This is a genomic window from Paenibacillus sp. HGF5 (assembly GCF_000204455.1).
In the GTDB taxonomy this organism is placed as follows: Bacteria; Bacillota; Bacilli; order Paenibacillales; family Paenibacillaceae; genus Paenibacillus_AQ; species Paenibacillus_AQ lautus_A.
Genome location: NZ_AEXS01000077.1, coordinates 48,204 through 66,176 on the forward strand (window position 1 = coordinate 48,204; position 17,973 = coordinate 66,176).

At 49.8% G+C, this 17,973-nt stretch carries 16 protein-coding genes; 1 reads left to right on the forward strand and 15 read right to left on the reverse strand.

The features are described from left to right. Positions 1-13: 13 nt before the first annotated feature. The 11 genes from HMPREF9412_RS32535 to HMPREF9412_RS13175 all read right to left on the reverse strand — a co-directional run bounded on the left by HMPREF9412_RS32535 (position 14) and on the right by HMPREF9412_RS13175 (position 13,310). The gene (locus HMPREF9412_RS32535) at positions 14-187 is read right to left on the reverse strand and encodes a helix-turn-helix domain-containing protein (protein WP_139083945.1); all 174 of its coding nucleotides are present in this window, start codon (positions 185-187) and stop codon (positions 14-16) included. Beyond that, the gene (locus tag HMPREF9412_RS13130; protein ID WP_139083947.1) at positions 123-1,589 is read right to left on the reverse strand and encodes a response regulator transcription factor; all 1,467 of its coding nucleotides are present in this window, start codon (positions 1,587-1,589) and stop codon (positions 123-125) included. Before HMPREF9412_RS13130 ends, HMPREF9412_RS32535 begins: the two co-directional genes overlap by 65 nt. After that, positions 1,552-3,375: a sensor histidine kinase gene (locus HMPREF9412_RS13135; RefSeq protein WP_009592031.1), complete on the reverse strand. Its 1,824-nt coding sequence runs from the start codon at positions 3,373-3,375 to the stop codon at positions 1,552-1,554. The genes HMPREF9412_RS13130 and HMPREF9412_RS13135 overlap by 38 nt, the downstream gene beginning before the upstream one ends. Before the next feature lie 47 nt (positions 3,376-3,422). Next, entirely contained in the window at positions 3,423-4,253 is an 831-nt protein-coding gene (locus HMPREF9412_RS13140) for a carbohydrate ABC transporter permease (RefSeq protein WP_009592052.1), read from the reverse strand. A 16-nt stretch (positions 4,254-4,269) separates the two neighbouring features. Further along, positions 4,270-5,142, reverse strand: a complete 873-nt coding sequence (locus HMPREF9412_RS13145) for a carbohydrate ABC transporter permease (RefSeq protein WP_009592056.1) — start codon at positions 5,140-5,142, stop codon at positions 4,270-4,272. A 99-nt stretch (positions 5,143-5,241) separates the two neighbouring features. After that, a complete protein-coding gene (locus HMPREF9412_RS13150; protein WP_009592060.1) occupies positions 5,242-6,537 on the reverse strand; it encodes an extracellular solute-binding protein in 1,296 nt (431 codons plus the stop codon). Positions 6,538-6,834: 297 nt separating this feature from the next. Then, the gene (locus HMPREF9412_RS13155; RefSeq protein WP_009592050.1) at positions 6,835-7,851 is read right to left on the reverse strand and encodes a glycosidase; all 1,017 of its coding nucleotides are present in this window, start codon (positions 7,849-7,851) and stop codon (positions 6,835-6,837) included. A gap of 188 nt (positions 7,852-8,039) precedes the next feature. Continuing rightward, positions 8,040-9,539: a malate:quinone oxidoreductase gene (locus tag HMPREF9412_RS13160; protein ID WP_009592053.1), complete on the reverse strand. Its 1,500-nt coding sequence runs from the start codon at positions 9,537-9,539 to the stop codon at positions 8,040-8,042. A gap of 313 nt (positions 9,540-9,852) precedes the next feature. Continuing rightward, positions 9,853-10,812 (reverse strand): ABC transporter substrate-binding protein, encoded by a 960-nt coding sequence (locus HMPREF9412_RS13165; RefSeq protein WP_009592042.1) that lies wholly within the window; start codon positions 10,810-10,812, stop codon positions 9,853-9,855. A 63-nt stretch (positions 10,813-10,875) separates the two neighbouring features. Continuing rightward, positions 10,876-12,498: a helix-turn-helix domain-containing protein gene (locus tag HMPREF9412_RS13170; protein ID WP_009592005.1), complete on the reverse strand. Its 1,623-nt coding sequence runs from the start codon at positions 12,496-12,498 to the stop codon at positions 10,876-10,878. 173 nt (positions 12,499-12,671) lie between these two features. Continuing rightward, positions 12,672-13,310, reverse strand: a complete 639-nt coding sequence (locus HMPREF9412_RS13175; protein WP_009592027.1) for a spore coat protein — start codon at positions 13,308-13,310, stop codon at positions 12,672-12,674. Positions 13,311-13,650: 340 nt separating this feature from the next. On the opposite strand from HMPREF9412_RS13175, the gene HMPREF9412_RS32915 reads away from it, so the two are divergent. Beyond that, positions 13,651-13,806, forward strand: a complete 156-nt coding sequence (locus HMPREF9412_RS32915; RefSeq protein ID WP_175320768.1) for a hypothetical protein — start codon at positions 13,651-13,653, stop codon at positions 13,804-13,806. Positions 13,807-13,997: 191 nt separating this feature from the next. Here HMPREF9412_RS32915 and HMPREF9412_RS13180 read toward each other — a convergent pair whose 3' ends face one another. The 4 genes from HMPREF9412_RS13180 to HMPREF9412_RS13190 form a co-directional block, all read right to left on the reverse strand. Then, positions 13,998-15,368, reverse strand: a complete 1,371-nt coding sequence (locus HMPREF9412_RS13180; protein WP_009592026.1) for a BNR repeat-containing protein — start codon at positions 15,366-15,368, stop codon at positions 13,998-14,000. A gap of 53 nt (positions 15,369-15,421) precedes the next feature. Then, positions 15,422-15,640: a DUF3502 domain-containing protein gene (locus HMPREF9412_RS32065; RefSeq protein WP_083829931.1), complete on the reverse strand. Its 219-nt coding sequence runs from the start codon at positions 15,638-15,640 to the stop codon at positions 15,422-15,424. A 78-nt stretch (positions 15,641-15,718) separates the two neighbouring features. After that, complete coding sequence (locus tag HMPREF9412_RS31730; RefSeq protein ID WP_009592051.1) at positions 15,719-16,207, reverse strand: hypothetical protein; 489 nt, start codon at positions 16,205-16,207, stop codon at positions 15,719-15,721. 886 nt (positions 16,208-17,093) lie between these two features. Further along, the coding region (locus HMPREF9412_RS13190; RefSeq protein ID WP_036672113.1) for a DUF6138 family protein at positions 17,094-17,973 on the reverse strand (880 nt) is incomplete at its 5' end.

The following is a 17,973-nucleotide window of genomic DNA, read 5'->3' on the forward strand; positions in this document are numbered from 1 at the left end:
GTCATGCTTCTGATCATTCTTTGATATTCAAGACCCGATATTTCTTGGGCGTCATGCCCGTGTACAGTTTGAAGACGGATACAAAATACTTGTATTCTTTGTAGCCGACGCGGTCGGCAATCTCAAACACCTTGTCCTGCGTCGTCAGCAGCAGCTTTCTCGCCTCGTTGATGCGCAATTCGTTCATGTATTCGCTGAAGCTTTTTTCCCGTGCTTTGTTTAAAAATATTGCTGAAGTAGCTGGGCGTAATCTTTAAATACGCTGCCACTTCCGACGCTTTCAGGTCGCTCAGATAATGATCCGCCATATACTTCTTGGCCTTCTCAATGATCCAGAACGATCTGTCGATGCCGATCCTGTCGATCAGCTGCAGCAGATCAAACACTTCCGTGGATATCGCCAGACGAATCGCGTCGGGATGATTGAACACCTCCAGGTCGATCGTTCTCTCCAGGCCATGCTCCAGTTGGGTCAGACCGCTTTGACGAAGTCGCTGCCGCAGCATGATGGACAGTTCATCACATACGTTCACCATATCCGTCAACAGGTACCGCTGATCCCGGAAAAATCGGAACATGCCGTCGATTAGCTCTTCCAGCATATCGGCATCCTGCTTGAATAATGCCACGGACAGTTTCGAGACCATATCGGCACTGTCGAAATCGTGCTTGGCCCGGCCGTTATCCACCTCGGTCTTATATTCGCGATCCAGCAATGGGCGCTGTTCCAAGGCATAATAAGGCAGTAACGCTCGCACCTCCGAGCATACGGCTGCCGTTTGGTCCAGGGAAGCGTAAGCATCCGATACCGCGCCATACAAACGATGCTCTTCCGGCCAGGCATCCAGCATCGCCTGCAGAATTTCATCCCACTGCCGCTTCGGGCGCGGCTGATCCGTCATCAGCAGGGTCAACAGCAGATTTTTATGCACAAACACGGATACTTGACGAATTCCGCTGGTTTCGAGGCTTTCACGAACCGTTCGGATCCATACATGCTGCAGCATCGTTAAATCCTGTTCCGATACGGAAGCTGCAAGGTTCGAAAACTTCTCCAGCTGCGTAGCCATGAGTTTATATTCGGCACCGTTTACTAAATCGCCGGGCACCGCCTTGGCCAATGAAGTTTCATAATGCGCTGCCATTTCGGAAAGCCACAGCTCGGCATTCTTCGATGATCCGTCGACACGGGTATCTTGGTTGCGTATGTCTTCTACGATTCCGGTCACGGCGGCCACCAATTCGTCAATATCGACGGGCTTCAGCAAGTAATCGGTTACATCAAGCTTGATGGCTTGGCGAGCATACTCGAATTCCTCATAACCGCTGATCATGATGACCCGAACCTGAGGGTGACGGAGCTTCAGCTCCTTAGCAAGCTGAAGCCCGTCCATTCCCTCCATTCGGATGTCCGTCAGAACCAGATCAATCTCGTGTTCCTGCACCAGCTGCAATGCTTCATTGCCGTCATAAGCCTCGGCGACGACCTCGACTCCATAATCCGCCCAGTCAATGGTATAGTGCAAGCCCTGACAGATTACCGGTTCATCGTCAACGATCAGCATTTTTACTGTCTTCACGTGTTGCATCGTACGATTCACCACCGTAGGTTTCAGAATATGGAAGCTTGAGGCGAATCAAGGTTCCTTGCGATGAAGCCTCAATCACTTCCAGTCCGTAGCGTTCTCCGAAAAATAGGTATAAACGTTCATGGATATTGCTGAGCGCACCTCGTGTGCGGCCGGCTTGGACTCCGTTTCGCAGGGATTCCCTGACTTCCTCCAAAGTAGAATCGTCCATTCCCCGGCCATTATCCTGCACGTCGATCCAAATCTCATCCTCCCGCTTATACGCGATGACCGTTATCCTGGCAACCGGCTCGCGCCGATCAAGGCCATGCTTGAGAAAATTCTCGACCAAAGGCTGAATGGTAGCCTTCAAGGTAAGCGAATTCGCCAGATCATATTCCATGTATAGCGCATATTTCAGTTTACTCCCCAGCCGTCTCTGCTGCAAATACAAATAGGAGCGTACGAATTCCATTTCCTTAGCAAGGCTGGTCTCGTAATGGCCATTGTTCAGACTGGAACGCAGGAATCGGGACAAAATTTCGATGAGCTGGCTGGACTCGACGGCCTTCTCCAGCCTGGCGGTCCAGCGGATCATATCCAGCGTATTATAGAGAAAATGAGGGTCCATCTGTTCCTGCAGCAGGCGCAGCTCGGATTCGCGCTCCCTCAGTTCCAGCTTGTATTTATGCTCGATCAGCTCCTGAATCGTGGAGACCATATCGTTAAACCTGCGGTTCAGCTCGGAAATCTCATCCTTGGAACGAATGGGTACCCGAGCATTGAAATCGCCGAGCTTTACGCGATTGGTCTCAATCTTCAGGCGCAGGATCGGCCTGATAATCGTATAGTGGAATCCGATCAAGGCCGATAAACCCAACAGGAGAATCCCGATGAGAATGACCTGCATCAAGATGGATACGCCGCGTACATCCTGATCCAGCGCAGCCTTGGGTACCATGGAAACGATCGTCCAATCGGTATTTTCCATCCGTTGATGAAAGGTCAAATACGCTTCCCCGTCGTGTCGGTATGTGGAAGAGCCCATCGTCCCGGCGGTTATGATATCCGTAATCGCTTTCCCATCGCCGATATCTAAGGATAGCAATTCTTTGGAGGGCAGTACGATTTGTCCTTCGGCATCCACAATGAACACCATGCCTTCGTCCCGCGTCAACCCCCGCTGCAGCTGTTTAAGAATACTGGCTTCGTCCATGCGGATGACGAGCCTAGCCAGGGGCAGCGTGATCTCGTCATAGGAGTTCAGAACCCGGAACAATGAGACGAGGTTTACTTCACCATACCAGCCGCTGGTGGAAGGATAACCGTTGCTCCACACGATTCCGCCTTTATGCTCGTCCGCCAGCCGGTACCAAGACTCTTCGTTGCCGTGAATCGGCTCGCCCATCTCAATGGAATTGCCGTTAAACCCGGTGATCGAAATCGATTTGATATAGTTTTTGGACATGAGCTGAAACGTCAGGAATCCTTCGAGATTCTGCTTCAGCTGCTCCGCCCTCCCGCGCTCTGGCGGTGGGTCAAGGCGCAGGTATTGGCGCATGTCATTGCTCAATATCAAATAATCGGCTATATCCTCGATCATGGCCGTTTGTTCTTCCAGCTGGTTAGTTACGATCTCCAGACTGCGCTGGCTTGATTGGATAAATTGGCCGCGCAGCACTTCGTTCAGCTTGTCTTGGGCGAGGACGCCGACCCCCAGCGTAGGCAGAATGACAAAAAAGAGGAAAATGACCAGAGCCTTCTGTTTCAGACCATAATTCCCGATCCAGCCCAAACTGCTGCGCATGTCCATTCCCTCTTTCGATGTCTTCATGATGTTGAGCTGAAACCGGATTAACCTTTAACTGCGCCTGCCGTCATGCCGTTAACGAGCTGCTTTTGCAGGAGCAGGTAAAATATAATGATCGGTATAAGCGCGATCGTCAACGCAGCCATTTGCAGCGTAAGGCTGGCCGTCTCAATGCCGACAAAATTGGCAAGGCCAAGCGGTAATGTTTTCAGCGACGATGAACTGATCAAGACGAGTGCGAACAAATACTCGTTCCAATTATAGATAAAGTTCAAGATCACGACGGTTGAAATCGCCGGACGCGTGATCGGTAATATGATCGACCAGAAAATCTTGAATACGCCCGCGCCGTCCATGACGCCCGACTCCTCCAAATCCTTCGGAAACCCTCTCATGAAACCTTCCAGGATAAAGATCGTCAAAGACAAATGGAACGCCGTGTAAGGAAGAATCAGCGATAAGTGGGTATCCAGCAAATGCAGATTCCGCATGATCAAGAAAATCGGAATCAAGGTCGCATGAATCGGAACGACCATGCCCAGCAGAAATATCGCGTAAGTTGCACCGCGCAGCTTAAAATTGAACCTTGCCAAGAAGTACGCCGCAAGCGATCCGAGAAGGACCGTCACGACCAACGATACGACCGTTACGATGATGCTGTTAAGGAAGTAGGTATCCATATTCGCCACTTCCCATGCCTTCGCGTAATTGGAGAACTGCAGCTCGGTCGGTATGGAGAACGGGTTCGCCGCATATTCCTGCTCGGTTTTGAACGAATCTACGATCATCCAAAAGAAAGGGATTATATTAATAATAGCGAATATCCCCAAAAAAGTGTATGCCGATAAATGGAACCATTTCGTTTGTCTGTACATCTCCTCCCTCTCCCTTCTATTCCTTTTCTCTCGCCAATCGATTTACGATCGTGATGACGATAAGGCTAAACAGCAGAATCAATACGGATACCGCGCTGCCGTAGCCGAATCTCATATTCATAAACGAGTTGTTGTACATATAGACGGTCATAACCTCCGTCGCATGTGCCGGTCCGCCGCCCGTCATGATCTGGATCAGATCGAACACGCGGAACGAATTGCTGATGCTGTAGACTACGGAGACGAGCAATGTTCCTCGGATCATCGGGATCGTAATCCGCATGATTCGGCTTAGTCCGGTCGCCCCGTCCAGGGCAGCCGCCTCATTGACTTCATCGGGGATATTCTGCAACGCGGCCAATAGAATGATCATATATAAGCCGCAGTTTTGCCATATATAAGCGATGCTGATGGAAATCATGGACCAGAACGGATCGCCCAGCCAATTTTGCTGCCAGCTCTCAAGACCCACAGCGCTAAGCAGGTTATTCAGCATTCCGTATTCCGTGTTGTACACCATGCCCCAGATAAGGGATACCATAACCGATGAAATGACGACCGGCAGGAATCCGATGGTCCGGAAGAAACTGGAGCCCTTAAGCCCGCGATTCAGCAGCAGGGCCAGCAGCAGGCCAAGCGGGATCTGACCCGCTATTCCGGTAAACATGATAATGATGTTGTTCTTAACGGACAGCCAAAAAATATCGTCCTTGAAAATATCCACGAAATTGTCCAGCCCGATAAAACGCATGGGCGTGATTCCGTCCCAGTTCATTAATGAATAATATATCGATAAGCCGATGGGAAATATGGCAATACATATATAGATAATGAGTGCCGGCGCCAAGCCCAAGAATATAGCCCATTTCGTATGCTTAAGCGTATGCATTGGCGTAACTCCTTTCTTTCTGCCTTTAATAAGAAAAACCCGCTGCCGGGTTTTTCTTTGTGCCATCATGATCTTGACTTAAGGAAGGAAATTCGCAACTTACTTCATGCTGTCGAAAGCTTCCTGAACCTCTTGGGCGAGCTCCTCCGGCGTCCCTCTGCCGATGGTCAGAGCCTGCAATCCGTTCTGCATGACGTCGGTAACTTGCGTCGGAATGACGCTGTCGAACACCGGTGCCGTTCCCTTGTTGGTCAACTCCAGCATCTCCTTGAGATACGGGCTCGCATCTTCAGGAATTTCAACGTTGGCCGGTACAACAACGCCTTTACTGATCAGATCTTTGTACAGGTCCTCATTGACAAAAAACTTAATGAATTCCTCGGCAGCCGCTTTCTTTTCATCGCTCAATCCTTTTTTAATGGAGATGCCGTACTGAACGACGCCCGCGCTTTTCACCGGATCGCCGGATCCGCCAGGGACGCTCGGGAAGAGCGCAATGCCGAATTTGTCCCCTTCCTCGTTGTTGATGCGGATTCTTCCGTCAACGGTAGAAGAAGAGATATGCATCGCTGCCTTGCCTTGAATGAAGTAGTCCTGCCCTTGGACGGAATCCATGTTGTTCGCATCCGTATTGAATGCTCCCAGCTTGGACAGTTCGTCGATGACGGCAATCGCTTTTACGTATTCGGGATCGGTAAATTTGGCTTCCTTGTTCAGAATTTTCTGCAAGAAGTCACTGCCTACGTAACGGTCCCCGATAATCGACAAGAAGGACGATTGAAGCGGCCATTTCTCTTTGTTGCCCAAGGAGATCGGCGTAATGCCGGCTTCCTTCAGCTTTTTCACCGCATCGATGAATTCGTCGTAGGTAGCCGGAAATTGGTCATAACCGACACCGGCGAACATCTCTTTATTGTAATAAATAATGTCCACGAAGGTTTGTTTGGTCGGCACGGCGAATTGATTGCCGTTCTGGTTAAATCCGGCCAATGCGTCCTCCGGCAAAATATTCTTCCAGTTATCCATCAGGTCATCCAGCGGCATCAGCAGATCCCCGGCTACCAGAGGAGCCAGGTCGGCACCAGGCCATACGACATTGATATCCGACAGGTTGTTGGCGGCAGCCAACGTGCGCAGCTTCGTTTTATACTCCGTAGCCGCTACCCCGTCCTGCTTGATGATAATGTCGGGATGCTGTTTTTCGAACTCCGCGATCCGCTCTTTGTACACCTCGTTATCCACGTTCGGCGATGTCCATGGATGCATGATGTTCAAGGTAACCTTTTCCGGTTCGGCAGCGTCTTTCTCTCCGGAGCCGCAAGCGACGGTTGACATGAGCAGCAGCGCAGCTGTTCCGGTGAGCAGCATCGTTCTAAGCTTCTTAGACGTTTTCATTTGTTATACCCCTCTCTTTATATGTTACAAATCATGTTCTTATATTTAACAATATAAGATATATTAATTATACAATCGGGTTTGTGATCCCAATATCCGCTAAAAAAACGATTTCATCTAATTTTTTTAAGTCATTTAGGACAAAACGGAATTTTTATTCATCATATTTCTTTAGATAGCGTTAATTTTCATTACATAAAATTCACGTTTTTCCATTTTAATGGTATCGCTTACATCTTAGGTTCTACAGAAAGCGTGGCAGTGAAACCAAGTCATTTGCCACGCCCTGAAGCGTCTTTATTGCGGTTCGTTCAAAATATAATCCACCAAATCATCTAATGGTACCGTCGCAAGGGCAATTGCCGTATCGGTTACGCCGTAATAGATATAGAGGAGACCGTCCTTGACCACATTGCCTGTCGGGAAAATGACGTTCGGGATCTGATAGCCGAATTTTTCATAATACGTCTCCGGCTCCATAATGAACCGGCGGGTTCTGGCAATGATTTTCTCGGGATTCTCCAGATCCAGCAGCAAAGCCCCCACGCGATACACCGTATCTTGGTCTACGCCGTGGTAGAGCACCAGCCAGCCTTTGTCCGTCCGCACCGGAGGCGTCGAGCCGCCGATTTTTTTAAACTCCCAATCGTTGTTCTCGGCTTTTGCCAACAGCTTCGGCTCGTCCCAATGCACCAAGTCTTCGGAGTAGCTGATCCACATGGCCGCTTTTTCGGTTCCGTATTCCTCCCCTACGTATTCTTCCGGTCTGCGAAGCAGCACATACTTGCCGTTGATTTTCTCCGGGAACAGAATGTTGTCGCGATCATTGATATCAAGCGGCGTTGTATCGCACAGGTACTCCCAATGAATGAGATCCTTCGACGTCAGGATCCCGGAACGCGTCAGCCAATGGCCTTCCTCTTCGCCCCAGCCGTCCGGATATTCGGGAATCGAGCGTTCGGGGATGCCCGCTCCCGTCGGATAATAGTTCATGGCGCACGGGCGCAAAGCATAGTTCAAATAAAAGGTGTCGTCGATCTTGACGATTCGCGGGTCCTGGATGCTGCCATAGGGGAATCCAAGCTGGTCCGGCGTTACCACCGGTTCGTCCAGCACATGGGTGAAATGCACGCCGTCCGTGCTTTCCAGCAAACCCAGGTAGTTCTTGCAGGGAGTCAGGGATCCTGCCGTCCGTTCAATCATATAGAATTTTCCGTTATCGATAATGACGGCCGGATTGAATACCGTCACCTTTCTCCAATCGTAGAGTCCAGGCACTACTATCGGATTTTCCGCATGCCGGGTGATTTTCATGGATAAGCCTCCTCGTGATTGCTATGTAAGTGTTATCAAGCTGCTTTCTTTAACTCATTATAAGAGGCTTGGTCCCTTCATAATATCCTGTAAACTTTCAATATTATCCGAAATATTGTTATCTGTGATGCTTGGCAGCATAAAAAAACCAACCCGGTATACCGGGTTGGTCTTCGTCATGGAAGGGATTAACTATGCACCAGTGCTTTTAAGCTTAAACCTAGCGTTTCTGAAGTCGTATCTTGAATTTCTTCGAAGAGGGCCGGATTCTTCGAAAGCGACATCCCGTAAGAAGGAATCATTTCCTTGATTTTCGGTTCCCATTCCTTCATCTGCTCCGGGAAGCATTTCTGCAATACCTCAAGCATCACGTGAACGGCCGTCGAAGCGCCGGGCGAAGCACCGAGCAGGGCTGCGACCGAACCATCCGCGGCACTAACCACTTCGGTCCCGAACTGCAGCGTGCCCTTTCCGTTAGCCGTATCCTTAATGACTTGAACGCGTTGGCCCGCCACGACGATTTCCCAATCCTCGCTCTTCGCGTTCGGGATGAATTCGCGCAGCTCTTCCATACGCTTCTCATTCGATAGCACCACCTGCTGGATCAGGTATCGGGTCAACGCCATTTCTTTAACCCCTGCCGCCAGCATCGTAAAGACGTTATTCGGTTTGACGGAACCGATCAAATCGAAATTCGAACCCGTTTTTAGGAACTTCGGCGAGAAGCCGGCAAACGGACCGAAGAGCAGTGCTTTTTGGTTATCGATGTATCTTGTGTCCAGATGGGGCACCGACATCGGAGGTGCGCCGACCTTGGCTTTTCCGTATACCTTGGCATGATGCTGTGCAACGACTTCTTGATTCTTGCAGACCATGAACAGTCCGCTTACCGGGAACCCTCCGATATGCTTGGATTCAGGGATGCCGGTTTTTTGCAATAAATGCAGGCTGCCGCCTCCGCCGCCGATAAAAACGAACTTGGCCGTATGGAACTCGGTTCTGCCGTTATCGATATCCGACACTTTTACTTTCCATGAGCCATCGGGAGTACGCTTGATATCCTTCACGCTGTGCTTGTAGTTGACCTCCACGTCTTTGTTCTTCAGATGCTCAAACAGCATGCGCGTTAAAGCGCCAAAGTTAATGTCCGTCCCGGAATCGATTTTGGTTGCCGCTAACGGTTCGTTTGATGTGCGCCCTTCCATAATAAGCGGAATCCATTCCTTCAGCTGCTCGGGATCCTCGGAGTATTCCATCCCTTGAAAGAGAGGATGATTTGACAGCGCTTCAAAACGTTTTTTCAAAAAAGCCACGTCTTTTTCGCCTTGAACCAAGCTCATATGAGGTATAGGCATGATAAAGTCCTGCGGATTGCGAATCAGATTGCTGCTTACCAGATAAGACCAGAACTGCCTTGAAACCTGAAACTGCTCGTTGATGTTGATCGCTTTGCTGATGTCTATAGATCCGTCAGGTTTTTCGGACGTATAGTTAAGCTCGCATAGTGCGGAATGTCCGGTCCCCGCATTATTCCATTCATTGGAGCTTTCTTCCCCCGCGCTTGCGAGTTTCTCGAACACTTTGATCTCCCATTCGGGCACTAGCTCCTTCAATAAGGCTCCCAATGTCGCGCTCATGACGCCGGCACCAATCAAAATTACGTCTGTTTTTTTGTCCATGTTGCTCATTATACCCTTCCTTATCCCATATATTTGAAAAAAGAGTAGGCGTCCCTGCTAAAAATGTCGATAAAAAGCAAGGCGTCTTCTGAAAACACACCTTTTTATGTGTCAATAATCACCATATTATAGTCTATTATAAATATTGATAGATTAAAATATCTACTATTATCTAATCATTATAAACGATTTCAAGTAGTTAACAAAGTGAGAAGATCCTCCACCATATCCGACACCTGATAATCCGGCTAACGTCATACCAAAAAAAGCCGCGAGGATCGCGACTTTATGCGGGTTTCGACATGGTTTTCCCGTGTTGCGGCTACTTCCCGCTGCCGAGCAGCAGATTCGTCTGAATCTCCAATTGCTTTTCAAGCGAGATCAGGTCGCCTGCGGAGAACTGGTTGATATCCAGCGTGTAAATGCGGTTGTTTTTGTAAGCCGGAAGGGATTTCCACAGCGCACTCTCCAATATCTCGTTGGCTCGATCCCCACCCCCGTCCGCATCGTAGACGGTCACAAACATGTAATCTGCGGCCATGTCCGGCAGCGATTCCAGCGAAATATCCAAGCCTGCGCCTCCGTTTACGACCTGCCCTTTCACGGCTTCAGGCGGCTGATAGCCAAGACCGGAATAGAGATTACGGGTTCCGCGGCCAAAGCTTTCTCCCACAACCCAGAAGTTTTTCGCCCAAATCTCATAAACGCCAACGGTCTCTCCTTCCTTGACCACGCCGTTCAGCTTGGTTTTGGCCTCCGCCAGCTTCTCCTCGTAATGCCGGATTGCCTCCTCGGCTTCCTCCGATTTCCCGAGAAAATCGCCGAATTCCCGCAGCTCTGCATACAAATCCTTAGCTCCCCATGGAATGACAATCGTCGGTGCGATTTTGGCGAATTGTTCATAATTCTTGTCTGAAGGCCGAATGATAAGGTCGGGATCAAGGGACACGATTTTCTCAAGCGCCGCTTGATCATCGCCGATATCCTCGATTCCGTCCGTCAGGTCCTGCAAAAAATATTGATTCAAGCTGGCCGTACCTGCCCCGACCGGCTTAACGCCCAAGGTCAACAGATGGCCCAGATATTGCGTCGCAACGATTCGCTTCGGTTCCTTCGGAATCTCGATCTCTCCCATGACCGTTTCGAATTTGCGCGTTGCTGCTGGTTGTTGGCCCGCTTGGTCCACCACCTTCTCGCTTTGCTGCCCCGAGTCCCCACATGCTACCAAAACGATGACCAGACTTCCGATCAGAGCCAGTTTCAATTCTTTAAGCCACTGCATCCATTAAACCCTCCACCTATTGATAATGATTATCATTATTATAATAATAGGGGGAAGGCTCGTCTATTGCGCTCCGTTTGCGGTTGTATGGACATTTGTAAGAAGTTCGGTTTGGATGCTCAATTGCTGCTCCAACGCTAACGGGTCATTATGCTTAAACAGCTCCAGATCTAGTAAGAACACGTTGCCGTTGCGAACGGCGGGAAGGCTCCTCCATTCCTTGCTGTTCATAACCCGTTTCGCATATGCTGCACCTCCACCCGCTTCCCACACGGTTACGAATATATAATCCGCCGCATGCGCGGCAAGCATATCCGGTGTTAATTCCAAGCCGATTCCTTCTCCCAGGACGTAATCAGTCAGCGGCTCCGGCGGCCGAAAGGAAAAGGTCCGGTACAAATTGCGAAGGCCTCTGCCATAGGCGATATTGACCGCCCATAACCGGTCCTGCCAAAACTCCAGTACAACTGCCGTCGCGTTATTAGTACGGATTCTGTCAGCGACTAACGAGGCTGCAGCTTCCTCTTTCGCACGAAACGCAGAAATCCAGTTATTCGCCTCTCTCTCGCGATTCAGCGCTCTGCCTAACCGAAGCAGCTCGTCCAAAGGGTCTTCCTGCCCCCAAGGAAGCGAGATGGTTGCAGCAAGCTGGGACAAAGGCTCGCTGTTGGGTCCGGACGTAACGATCAGATCAGGCTGCACGGACGCAATCGCATGGTGCGATTTGGCATCTCCGATATCCACTACATGCTTAAGCATTCCCCTGTAGGGGCGGGCGCGCAGCAGATTCGATGACGTTCCCACGGGCATAAGTCCGAGCGCCAGCAGGTGGCCCAGGTATTGCAGCGCTACAATGCGCTTTGGCCGCAGCATATAATCGCGTGGAGAGTGACCGAAATGCTGCTTGAATTTCCGACTTAAATACATACCGTCTTGGTAACCGACCTCCCGTGCGATGCGGTCGAGATTGCGATCGTCGCCGTCAAGCAATGCCTCTCTGGCTTTCTCTAGTCGCAGCCGCGTCAAATACTCCGTGAAACCGGAGCCCGTTGCTTTTTTGAACGATACGGAAAAGTGCTCCGGCGTAAATCCCGCTCTCTTTGCCATGTCGTTGCGCGTCAAGGCTATGTGATAGTGCTTCTCCATATAATCCACCGTAAGTCTCATACGCTCAAGCCAATCCTCTTCCCGATTCTTATCGTCCGTTGATCGTAGCAGCACACTCAATAACTGTTTGAATACCGCGTCGATGCATAGACGAGCTGCAAGACCCCCGACTTCTCCTTGATCTTGCATTCGTTGGCTTAGTTCTTGAATCAGTACAAGAGCTTCGTGCGTTGCGGCGAAGGGAAGTTTGCCGGTGTCCATCAGCGCAGACAAATTCTTGATGTAGACTTTGTTGCACCCAGTGCTCTCCTCGAGATCCCATACTTCATACCGCAATTCGTAAACCTCCAGCGGGGCCGGCGAGGACGTCGTCCGGCGAACATCGGCAATCGAACCCGGCGGACAATAACAGACAGCCTTCGCCTTCAGTCGGTGCTTTCCTCCGTTCAAATATAAGTCGCCGGAGCCTTTATGGATCAGGTATAGGGTATGCGTCTCCATGAAACCCCCGACTGGCTCTTCGGCGTGACCTTGCTTTATGTACCGTACTCCCAACAGCGAATATTGCGTTTCCTCCATGCTAGCGGCGCTCCTTCTGACTTTCTCCTGTTTTAACCTATTATAATCTTGTTGATAATCATTCTCAATAAGATGGGGTAAATGACGCTTGTTGAATTCTTTCCAAACTTAATGAATCTGATGATAACACAAAATAAAGCGCCATATCCATAAGGACTTGGCGCTTTAATTGTTTAGTGAGGAGCCATTTTACCTGGCATTTGCGACTGGATCGGAGCCGTGGCGTAGCTATTCTGCATGTACTGCATATCTTGCTGAGGCAGCTGCGGCACTTGATAGTAGCCGTGCTTGTTTTGATACAGCGAAATTTCATACGCCATTTCGATGCAATTGGGAAGGGAATCCGCTAGAACGCGGCGCACAACCGGATTCGTGGATTCCATCGCTGCATTCGTTTTCATGGTAGCGCCGGATTTCACGGCGTTCAGCATGCTGAGCGCGACGGTTTCATCATTGATCTCGGCAGTGGACTGCATCGGTTTTTTCGGTTGTCCCGGTTTCATGCCGTAGATGAAGTCGTTCCCCTGCTTCATTTTATAGCTTTGCGTCGACTTGGATGGATCTTGTCCTGTTTTGAAGCATTCTAAGGTGATATTATATTCATCCGCCATAAATTGCTTTTGACGCTGCAAGATATCCCGAAGCTCCGGATCCTGCACATGTCCGCTCAGCATGGTATACGTGTTCATCGTGTTGATGGCTCCTGCCAGTACCTCGTGGACATCGAACATTTCATGACCGCCATGGTTCAATTGCGGTGGAATCATGCCGGTTTCCATGTTCTGATGATTTTGCTGTTGTTCGAATTGCATTCATGTACCTCCTATGGTTTTTCGATTTTTAAATGCAGCTATGAATCCACGATGGGGCGCTGCGGACGGATTGCATTTGCAGTCCAGGTTTATTGTTCATTACATGAATCAAAAGTATTCAGGCAGTCGACTTATTTCTGATCCATATCGTCAACAGCAGCATGAACGGCAGGGCAACCTGGAAAACCGGGGTTACATAAGTCACGACAATCTTCACGCCTAGCCATATGACGCCGGACCCAAAGCATATTCTCAGATTCGATTACAGTTCTGTGGGGACTACTTTGTCCTATCCAAATATATCGAACCGATCGATGCCTACCTCGTTACATATAGGCGAATGAGTGATTTTCTGAAGCCTCTGAACCGGAATCGGCGGGTTTTCTTCGCCAGCATCGTGATCATCCTGATCATCGAATTGGTCGTGATCAGCACCTTTTACCGTAATTTCTATAGCAGGCAGCGAATAGAGCAATCCTTCAGAACGGACGGTTAGGGATCCGTTTACATGTATATGATGGAGTGTCCTTAGGCGCTTGTCTTATTTAGCCATTATCCATGCTGCCTTCATCGGGAAGCAGTTTCTTTAACACAAAATTCCTTACCTCAAATAATAAATCGACCGTTTCTCCCTAGCGGGAAACGGTCGACTCCCCAGATGCTTTTCGGTGTTGCCGATATTATGACTTATGCCGAAGGATCGGTCTTCCCTTCGTCTTCAATCGCTACGATTTCACACAAGGTTCGCAGCCCCGTCGTATAACCCAATCGCCCTTGCGAATGATCCCAATAGTAGTAATCCCCGTGCATCCATATCAAATCATACGCTTCGCCCAGAGCTGCATGGCGGACAACGAAAGGTCGAACGTTGTTATGAGTCGAGTTTTCGGTGACTTGGTTTATTTCGGCGATCGTCCCGTCATGCGCAATGACGCATTGATGAATTTCGAAAACCTCACCGTATGTACCCTTTACAGGGATTGACATGTACACGGTGGAAGGGTTGTTATGATCCAGCGTCATGCCCCCGGAATAGCATAATTCTCTTTGATCATTTTGGTGGAACCATCGTCCGCCATCCGCCAACGGTGTAATCCGCCAATCGGAGCCGGACCACTTAGCGTAACAATAATGGTGGCGATCCTTATCCCCATTGATCCTAACAAACAAGATCACCGGGTATCCCTCTTTATCGACGGCTATATCCCAGTTCCAGTTGCGTATGCCCGGCTGGCGATCGACCAAGTGGGCCGGATCGGTTTCTTTGTTATCCAGCTTCAGCGGCCCGCGGTTCAGATCTGCGAGCTGATGTCCATCAGCGCCATGCAGCGTCAGGGTATTCACGTCCAAATACGAATAGTACAATGAATTCGGAATCATATTGTCCGGATGTGTATAGGTATACGACATCATAATTTTGTCTTTGCCGTTCGTTTCGTACTTGGCATACGGCCTTTTTCCGGTTTCTTGTTCAGAACCCCTGGAATCCACGATCTGTTTCGGTTCCATGTCGCAAGTGACGTCGCCATTCGGATCCGGCAGCGTGTACCTAGCGACGGTCGGGTGCCAATTCATGCCCCGCCACAGCAGATAGAAATAACCGGGCTGATCCGTCATCACGAAGGGAGAAGGATAGGTGGTGTTCCCATATCCCGTGGTAGCGATGATTTTTTCAGGCCCTAAGGTTTCTAGATCGTCAGGACGGGCTGTGACGCGATAATAAAAATATGGGGTTGTCGAGTGCTCGGAATAAAAAATCATCACCCGGCCGTCGGGCAGTGCCAAAAACGTCGGATTATTATGGTCATCCTGCTGGAAACCTGCTCGCACTCGCACTTGCTTTCGTTCTTGGGACACATGATCATATTGAACCGCCTGGATGCTGCCCGCAACATCGATGTACCCGATGTATGTCTTGTCGCTGCCCGTTGAGGCATTGACATGTCGCAGCGCCCTCGGATCGGCAAACCAGCACCAGGCACCATCACCGGTAAGGGTTGTAGGGATGCGTTCGATGCGTTCTGGTTCAGCATTAAGGTTTCTATTGGAATTCGTCATTTGAGACCTCCTCGCTTCCTTGTCGGATCACTTGATTGCTTCATGATTATCCCCTATCGTTTCATGGCAGCGAATGCATCCAGCTGATTCTGCAGCTCCTCCATGAAGCTCGGGAATCCAGCTTCGCTCATCTGCTGCCTCGCAAGCGCAAGATCAGCATCGCTACCTTCGGACATGCCGACGGACAGCGGTACGATGTAATGCGATCTGACTGCCTCCATGGCTGCGAGCTCCGCCGTTATCGGTACCGTATCGAAGCTGAATCCCGCCAGCGGGCTCTCTCCGTTTTCTACGGCCCGTTTCGCGCCTTCCGAATGCTAATGCTCAACGATGGCCTGCCATTCTCCCGGTTATTTTTCCGATTGGCTCATGCTGCCGTCATACAATCCCGTCCAGCCCGGCTTATTGTTCTCCGACTTGATGCCCGCGTAGCTGATGTAATCCCCCTCCAGATTGTAGTTCTCCCCTTCCACGCCATACAGCAGGAGATTGTAGTATGTACGATCCGTGTGGGCCTTCTCGATCAGCTTAAGCGCAATTTCCTTATGCTTGGAGTGTGCGCCGACCGAAATCATCGTAATGTTGTCCGGCGTCATATAAGGCATGTAGTTCGGCACATGGTCGAGATAATAATCAAACCATCCGTACTCGAACTCGGGAAACAACTCCTTGAGCACTCCGATGTATCTTCTGCTGACTGCGTCGAAATGGTTGTTGAATTCCAGCGGCTTCTTATCCGTTTTCATCCATTCCAGCGTTTCGCCGGTGGCGTTTCCCTGGGCGGCCAGAATTCGCGGCTTGATAGAAACGATCCATTCCGCTCGCTGGCTCGCGCCCATCGTGATGCCCTTCAATTGTACGACGGGCTGCCCGTTTGGACCGCGAATGATGCCTGAGGATCATTTGCAATTATGGTGCAATAACAGAGCATGTGTCCGCAAGGTCACCATAATAAGCTCATTTCGGTTAAATAGCGTATCCTCTGTCCTCGTGATCTCAATATTCGTCCGATATTACCAAAATAACACCAGGGATTTGCGTCGTATGACCATTTCCTCATTAGGACCACGGCAATCCATCCAGCTTCGTTTAACTTCATGGATTTGCGATAATAGAGGACCCTGGTTCCGCTATTTCTTTGATTTACCTGTTTTCACAGCCATATTCGGACAAGAGATCCGCTATTGCAGGATTTAGCGTGGAATCATTTGCGATTATGGTGCAATAACGGATCCTGGGTCCGCAAGGTCACCATAATGAGCCCATTTCGGCAAAATAGCGAATCCTCTGTCCTCATGGTCTCAATATAAGGCAACTCCAGCTCGAAGCGGAGCCTCTTCTATTCGCAATGCCCATAACGTGCCGATTCCAAGGCCCCCTCCCCTGCATTCATAAGTTCCACAGAATCTTAAAGACAACGCTTTCAATTTAACGAGCGGCTCCATACTTCCTGTCTTCTTGTCCGTATTTTATATCAATGCATCTACCTTTTGCTACTATATTAACGGCTTCGAATCCATCATTTTCGCATCATTTTTTCCTAGAACAGTTAGATAAGGATAAAAAAAGCTGCCTTTCAGCAGCTGATCATTGACTCATTTAAGGTTAGCCTTTTGATTTATGAAAATGAATTCTCAGAAATGTTATGGATGACCGACGCTTTAGAGCTGCCTGCAAAACTAATGTCTATGTTTATACAGCGCTTAACTGCACCAGTAAACACGATTACTTCCGACCGGCGGCCTCCGCCAGCTCGGTGAGCCACCGCGCCCTCTCCCCTTCGGCTTTGGCGGCTATCTTCTTCAGCTTGTCCGTACCGCCCCAGATCAAATATACGATATGCTCCACCTGGTAATACGGGAGGCCGCGAACTTGATCGAGCAGCAGCCTGACGTTGAGATCGTGTTCCATGTCCGATTGGATCTTCAGTTTCATCGAATCGGTGCAGTGCAGCATGCACTTTATCAAGGTTGGAATGGTTTCCGTACGAACACCATGCCGCTCTTTAAAAGCTACCGTGAAATGGTTTTGAACGGATTGGTGTTCGTCATCGACTTTGCCCATGTATTCTTCCACCAACGGGAAAAACGTTCTATCCGTCAATCCGAGGCCAAAGACGGCATAGCTTCCCGGCATGCAGTTTTTCTCCCCTTCCGTATCCGCATACCATTCAAACGGCTCCATCGCTGCTTTGGCATACTCCACCATGAAGGGATACAATTCCGGGTAATCCAAAGCGTTGGCGAAGAACCGATGCGTTCCCGACTTAGCCAATCCTTTGATCGGCAGCCACTGCTTGACCGAGGATTTCAATTTGATTTGATAGCTTTTCGGGAATCCCAAGCTGAGGAGGCGTGTCAGAAACCGGAGCACGCGAGCATAACTCTCCCCCGTTTCCTGCTTAATGGCTATGGAGACCTCGGCAAACACATCGTTGGCCGTGCAGTCCACCATTTCGTCACGCAAACAGACGTCTTCCTTGGCGAAGGTTCCGCTTCCTTCCTTAGTCAGTCGTCTGGCCCGTTCGCTCCCGAGTTCTATGGCGCAATTCAACATAGCCAATCCTGTGCTTCTGCTATAAGAGGGCTCGTATTTCAGAATCAGG

What these genes read in the sequence shown, in the direction of transcription:
- HMPREF9412_RS32535 (WP_139083945.1), bottom strand. Translation starts at nt 187, where the DNA reads ATGAACGAATTGCGCATCAACGAGGCGAGAAAGCTGCTGCTGACGACG.
- HMPREF9412_RS13130 (WP_139083947.1), bottom strand. Translation starts at nt 1,589, where the DNA reads ATGCAACACGTGAAGACAGTAAAAATGCTGATCGTTGACGATGAACCG.
- HMPREF9412_RS13135 (WP_009592031.1), bottom strand. Translation starts at nt 3,375, where the DNA reads ATGCGCAGCAGTTTGGGCTGGATCGGGAATTATGGTCTGAAACAGAAG.
- HMPREF9412_RS13140 (WP_009592052.1), bottom strand. Translation starts at nt 4,253, where the DNA reads ATGTACAGACAAACGAAATGGTTCCATTTATCGGCATACACTTTTTTG.
- HMPREF9412_RS13145 (WP_009592056.1), bottom strand. Translation starts at nt 5,142, where the DNA reads ATGCATACGCTTAAGCATACGAAATGGGCTATATTCTTGGGCTTGGCG.
- HMPREF9412_RS13150 (WP_009592060.1), bottom strand. Translation starts at nt 6,537, where the DNA reads ATGAAAACGTCTAAGAAGCTTAGAACGATGCTGCTCACCGGAACAGCT.
- HMPREF9412_RS13155 (WP_009592050.1), bottom strand. Translation starts at nt 7,851, where the DNA reads ATGAAAATCACCCGGCATGCGGAAAATCCGATAGTAGTGCCTGGACTC.
- HMPREF9412_RS13160 (WP_009592053.1), bottom strand. Translation starts at nt 9,539, where the DNA reads ATGAGCAACATGGACAAAAAAACAGACGTAATTTTGATTGGTGCCGGC.
- HMPREF9412_RS13165 (WP_009592042.1), bottom strand. Translation starts at nt 10,812, where the DNA reads ATGCAGTGGCTTAAAGAATTGAAACTGGCTCTGATCGGAAGTCTGGTC.
- HMPREF9412_RS13170 (WP_009592005.1), bottom strand. Translation starts at nt 12,498, where the DNA reads ATGGAGGAAACGCAATATTCGCTGTTGGGAGTACGGTACATAAAGCAA.
- HMPREF9412_RS13175 (WP_009592027.1), bottom strand. Translation starts at nt 13,310, where the DNA reads ATGCAATTCGAACAACAGCAAAATCATCAGAACATGGAAACCGGCATG.
- HMPREF9412_RS32915 (WP_175320768.1), top strand. Translation starts at nt 13,651, where the DNA reads ATGAGTGATTTTCTGAAGCCTCTGAACCGGAATCGGCGGGTTTTCTTC.
- HMPREF9412_RS13180 (WP_009592026.1), bottom strand. Translation starts at nt 15,368, where the DNA reads ATGACGAATTCCAATAGAAACCTTAATGCTGAACCAGAACGCATCGAA.
- HMPREF9412_RS31730 (WP_009592051.1), bottom strand. Translation starts at nt 16,207, where the DNA reads ATGGGCGCGAGCCAGCGAGCGGAATGGATCGTTTCTATCAAGCCGCGA.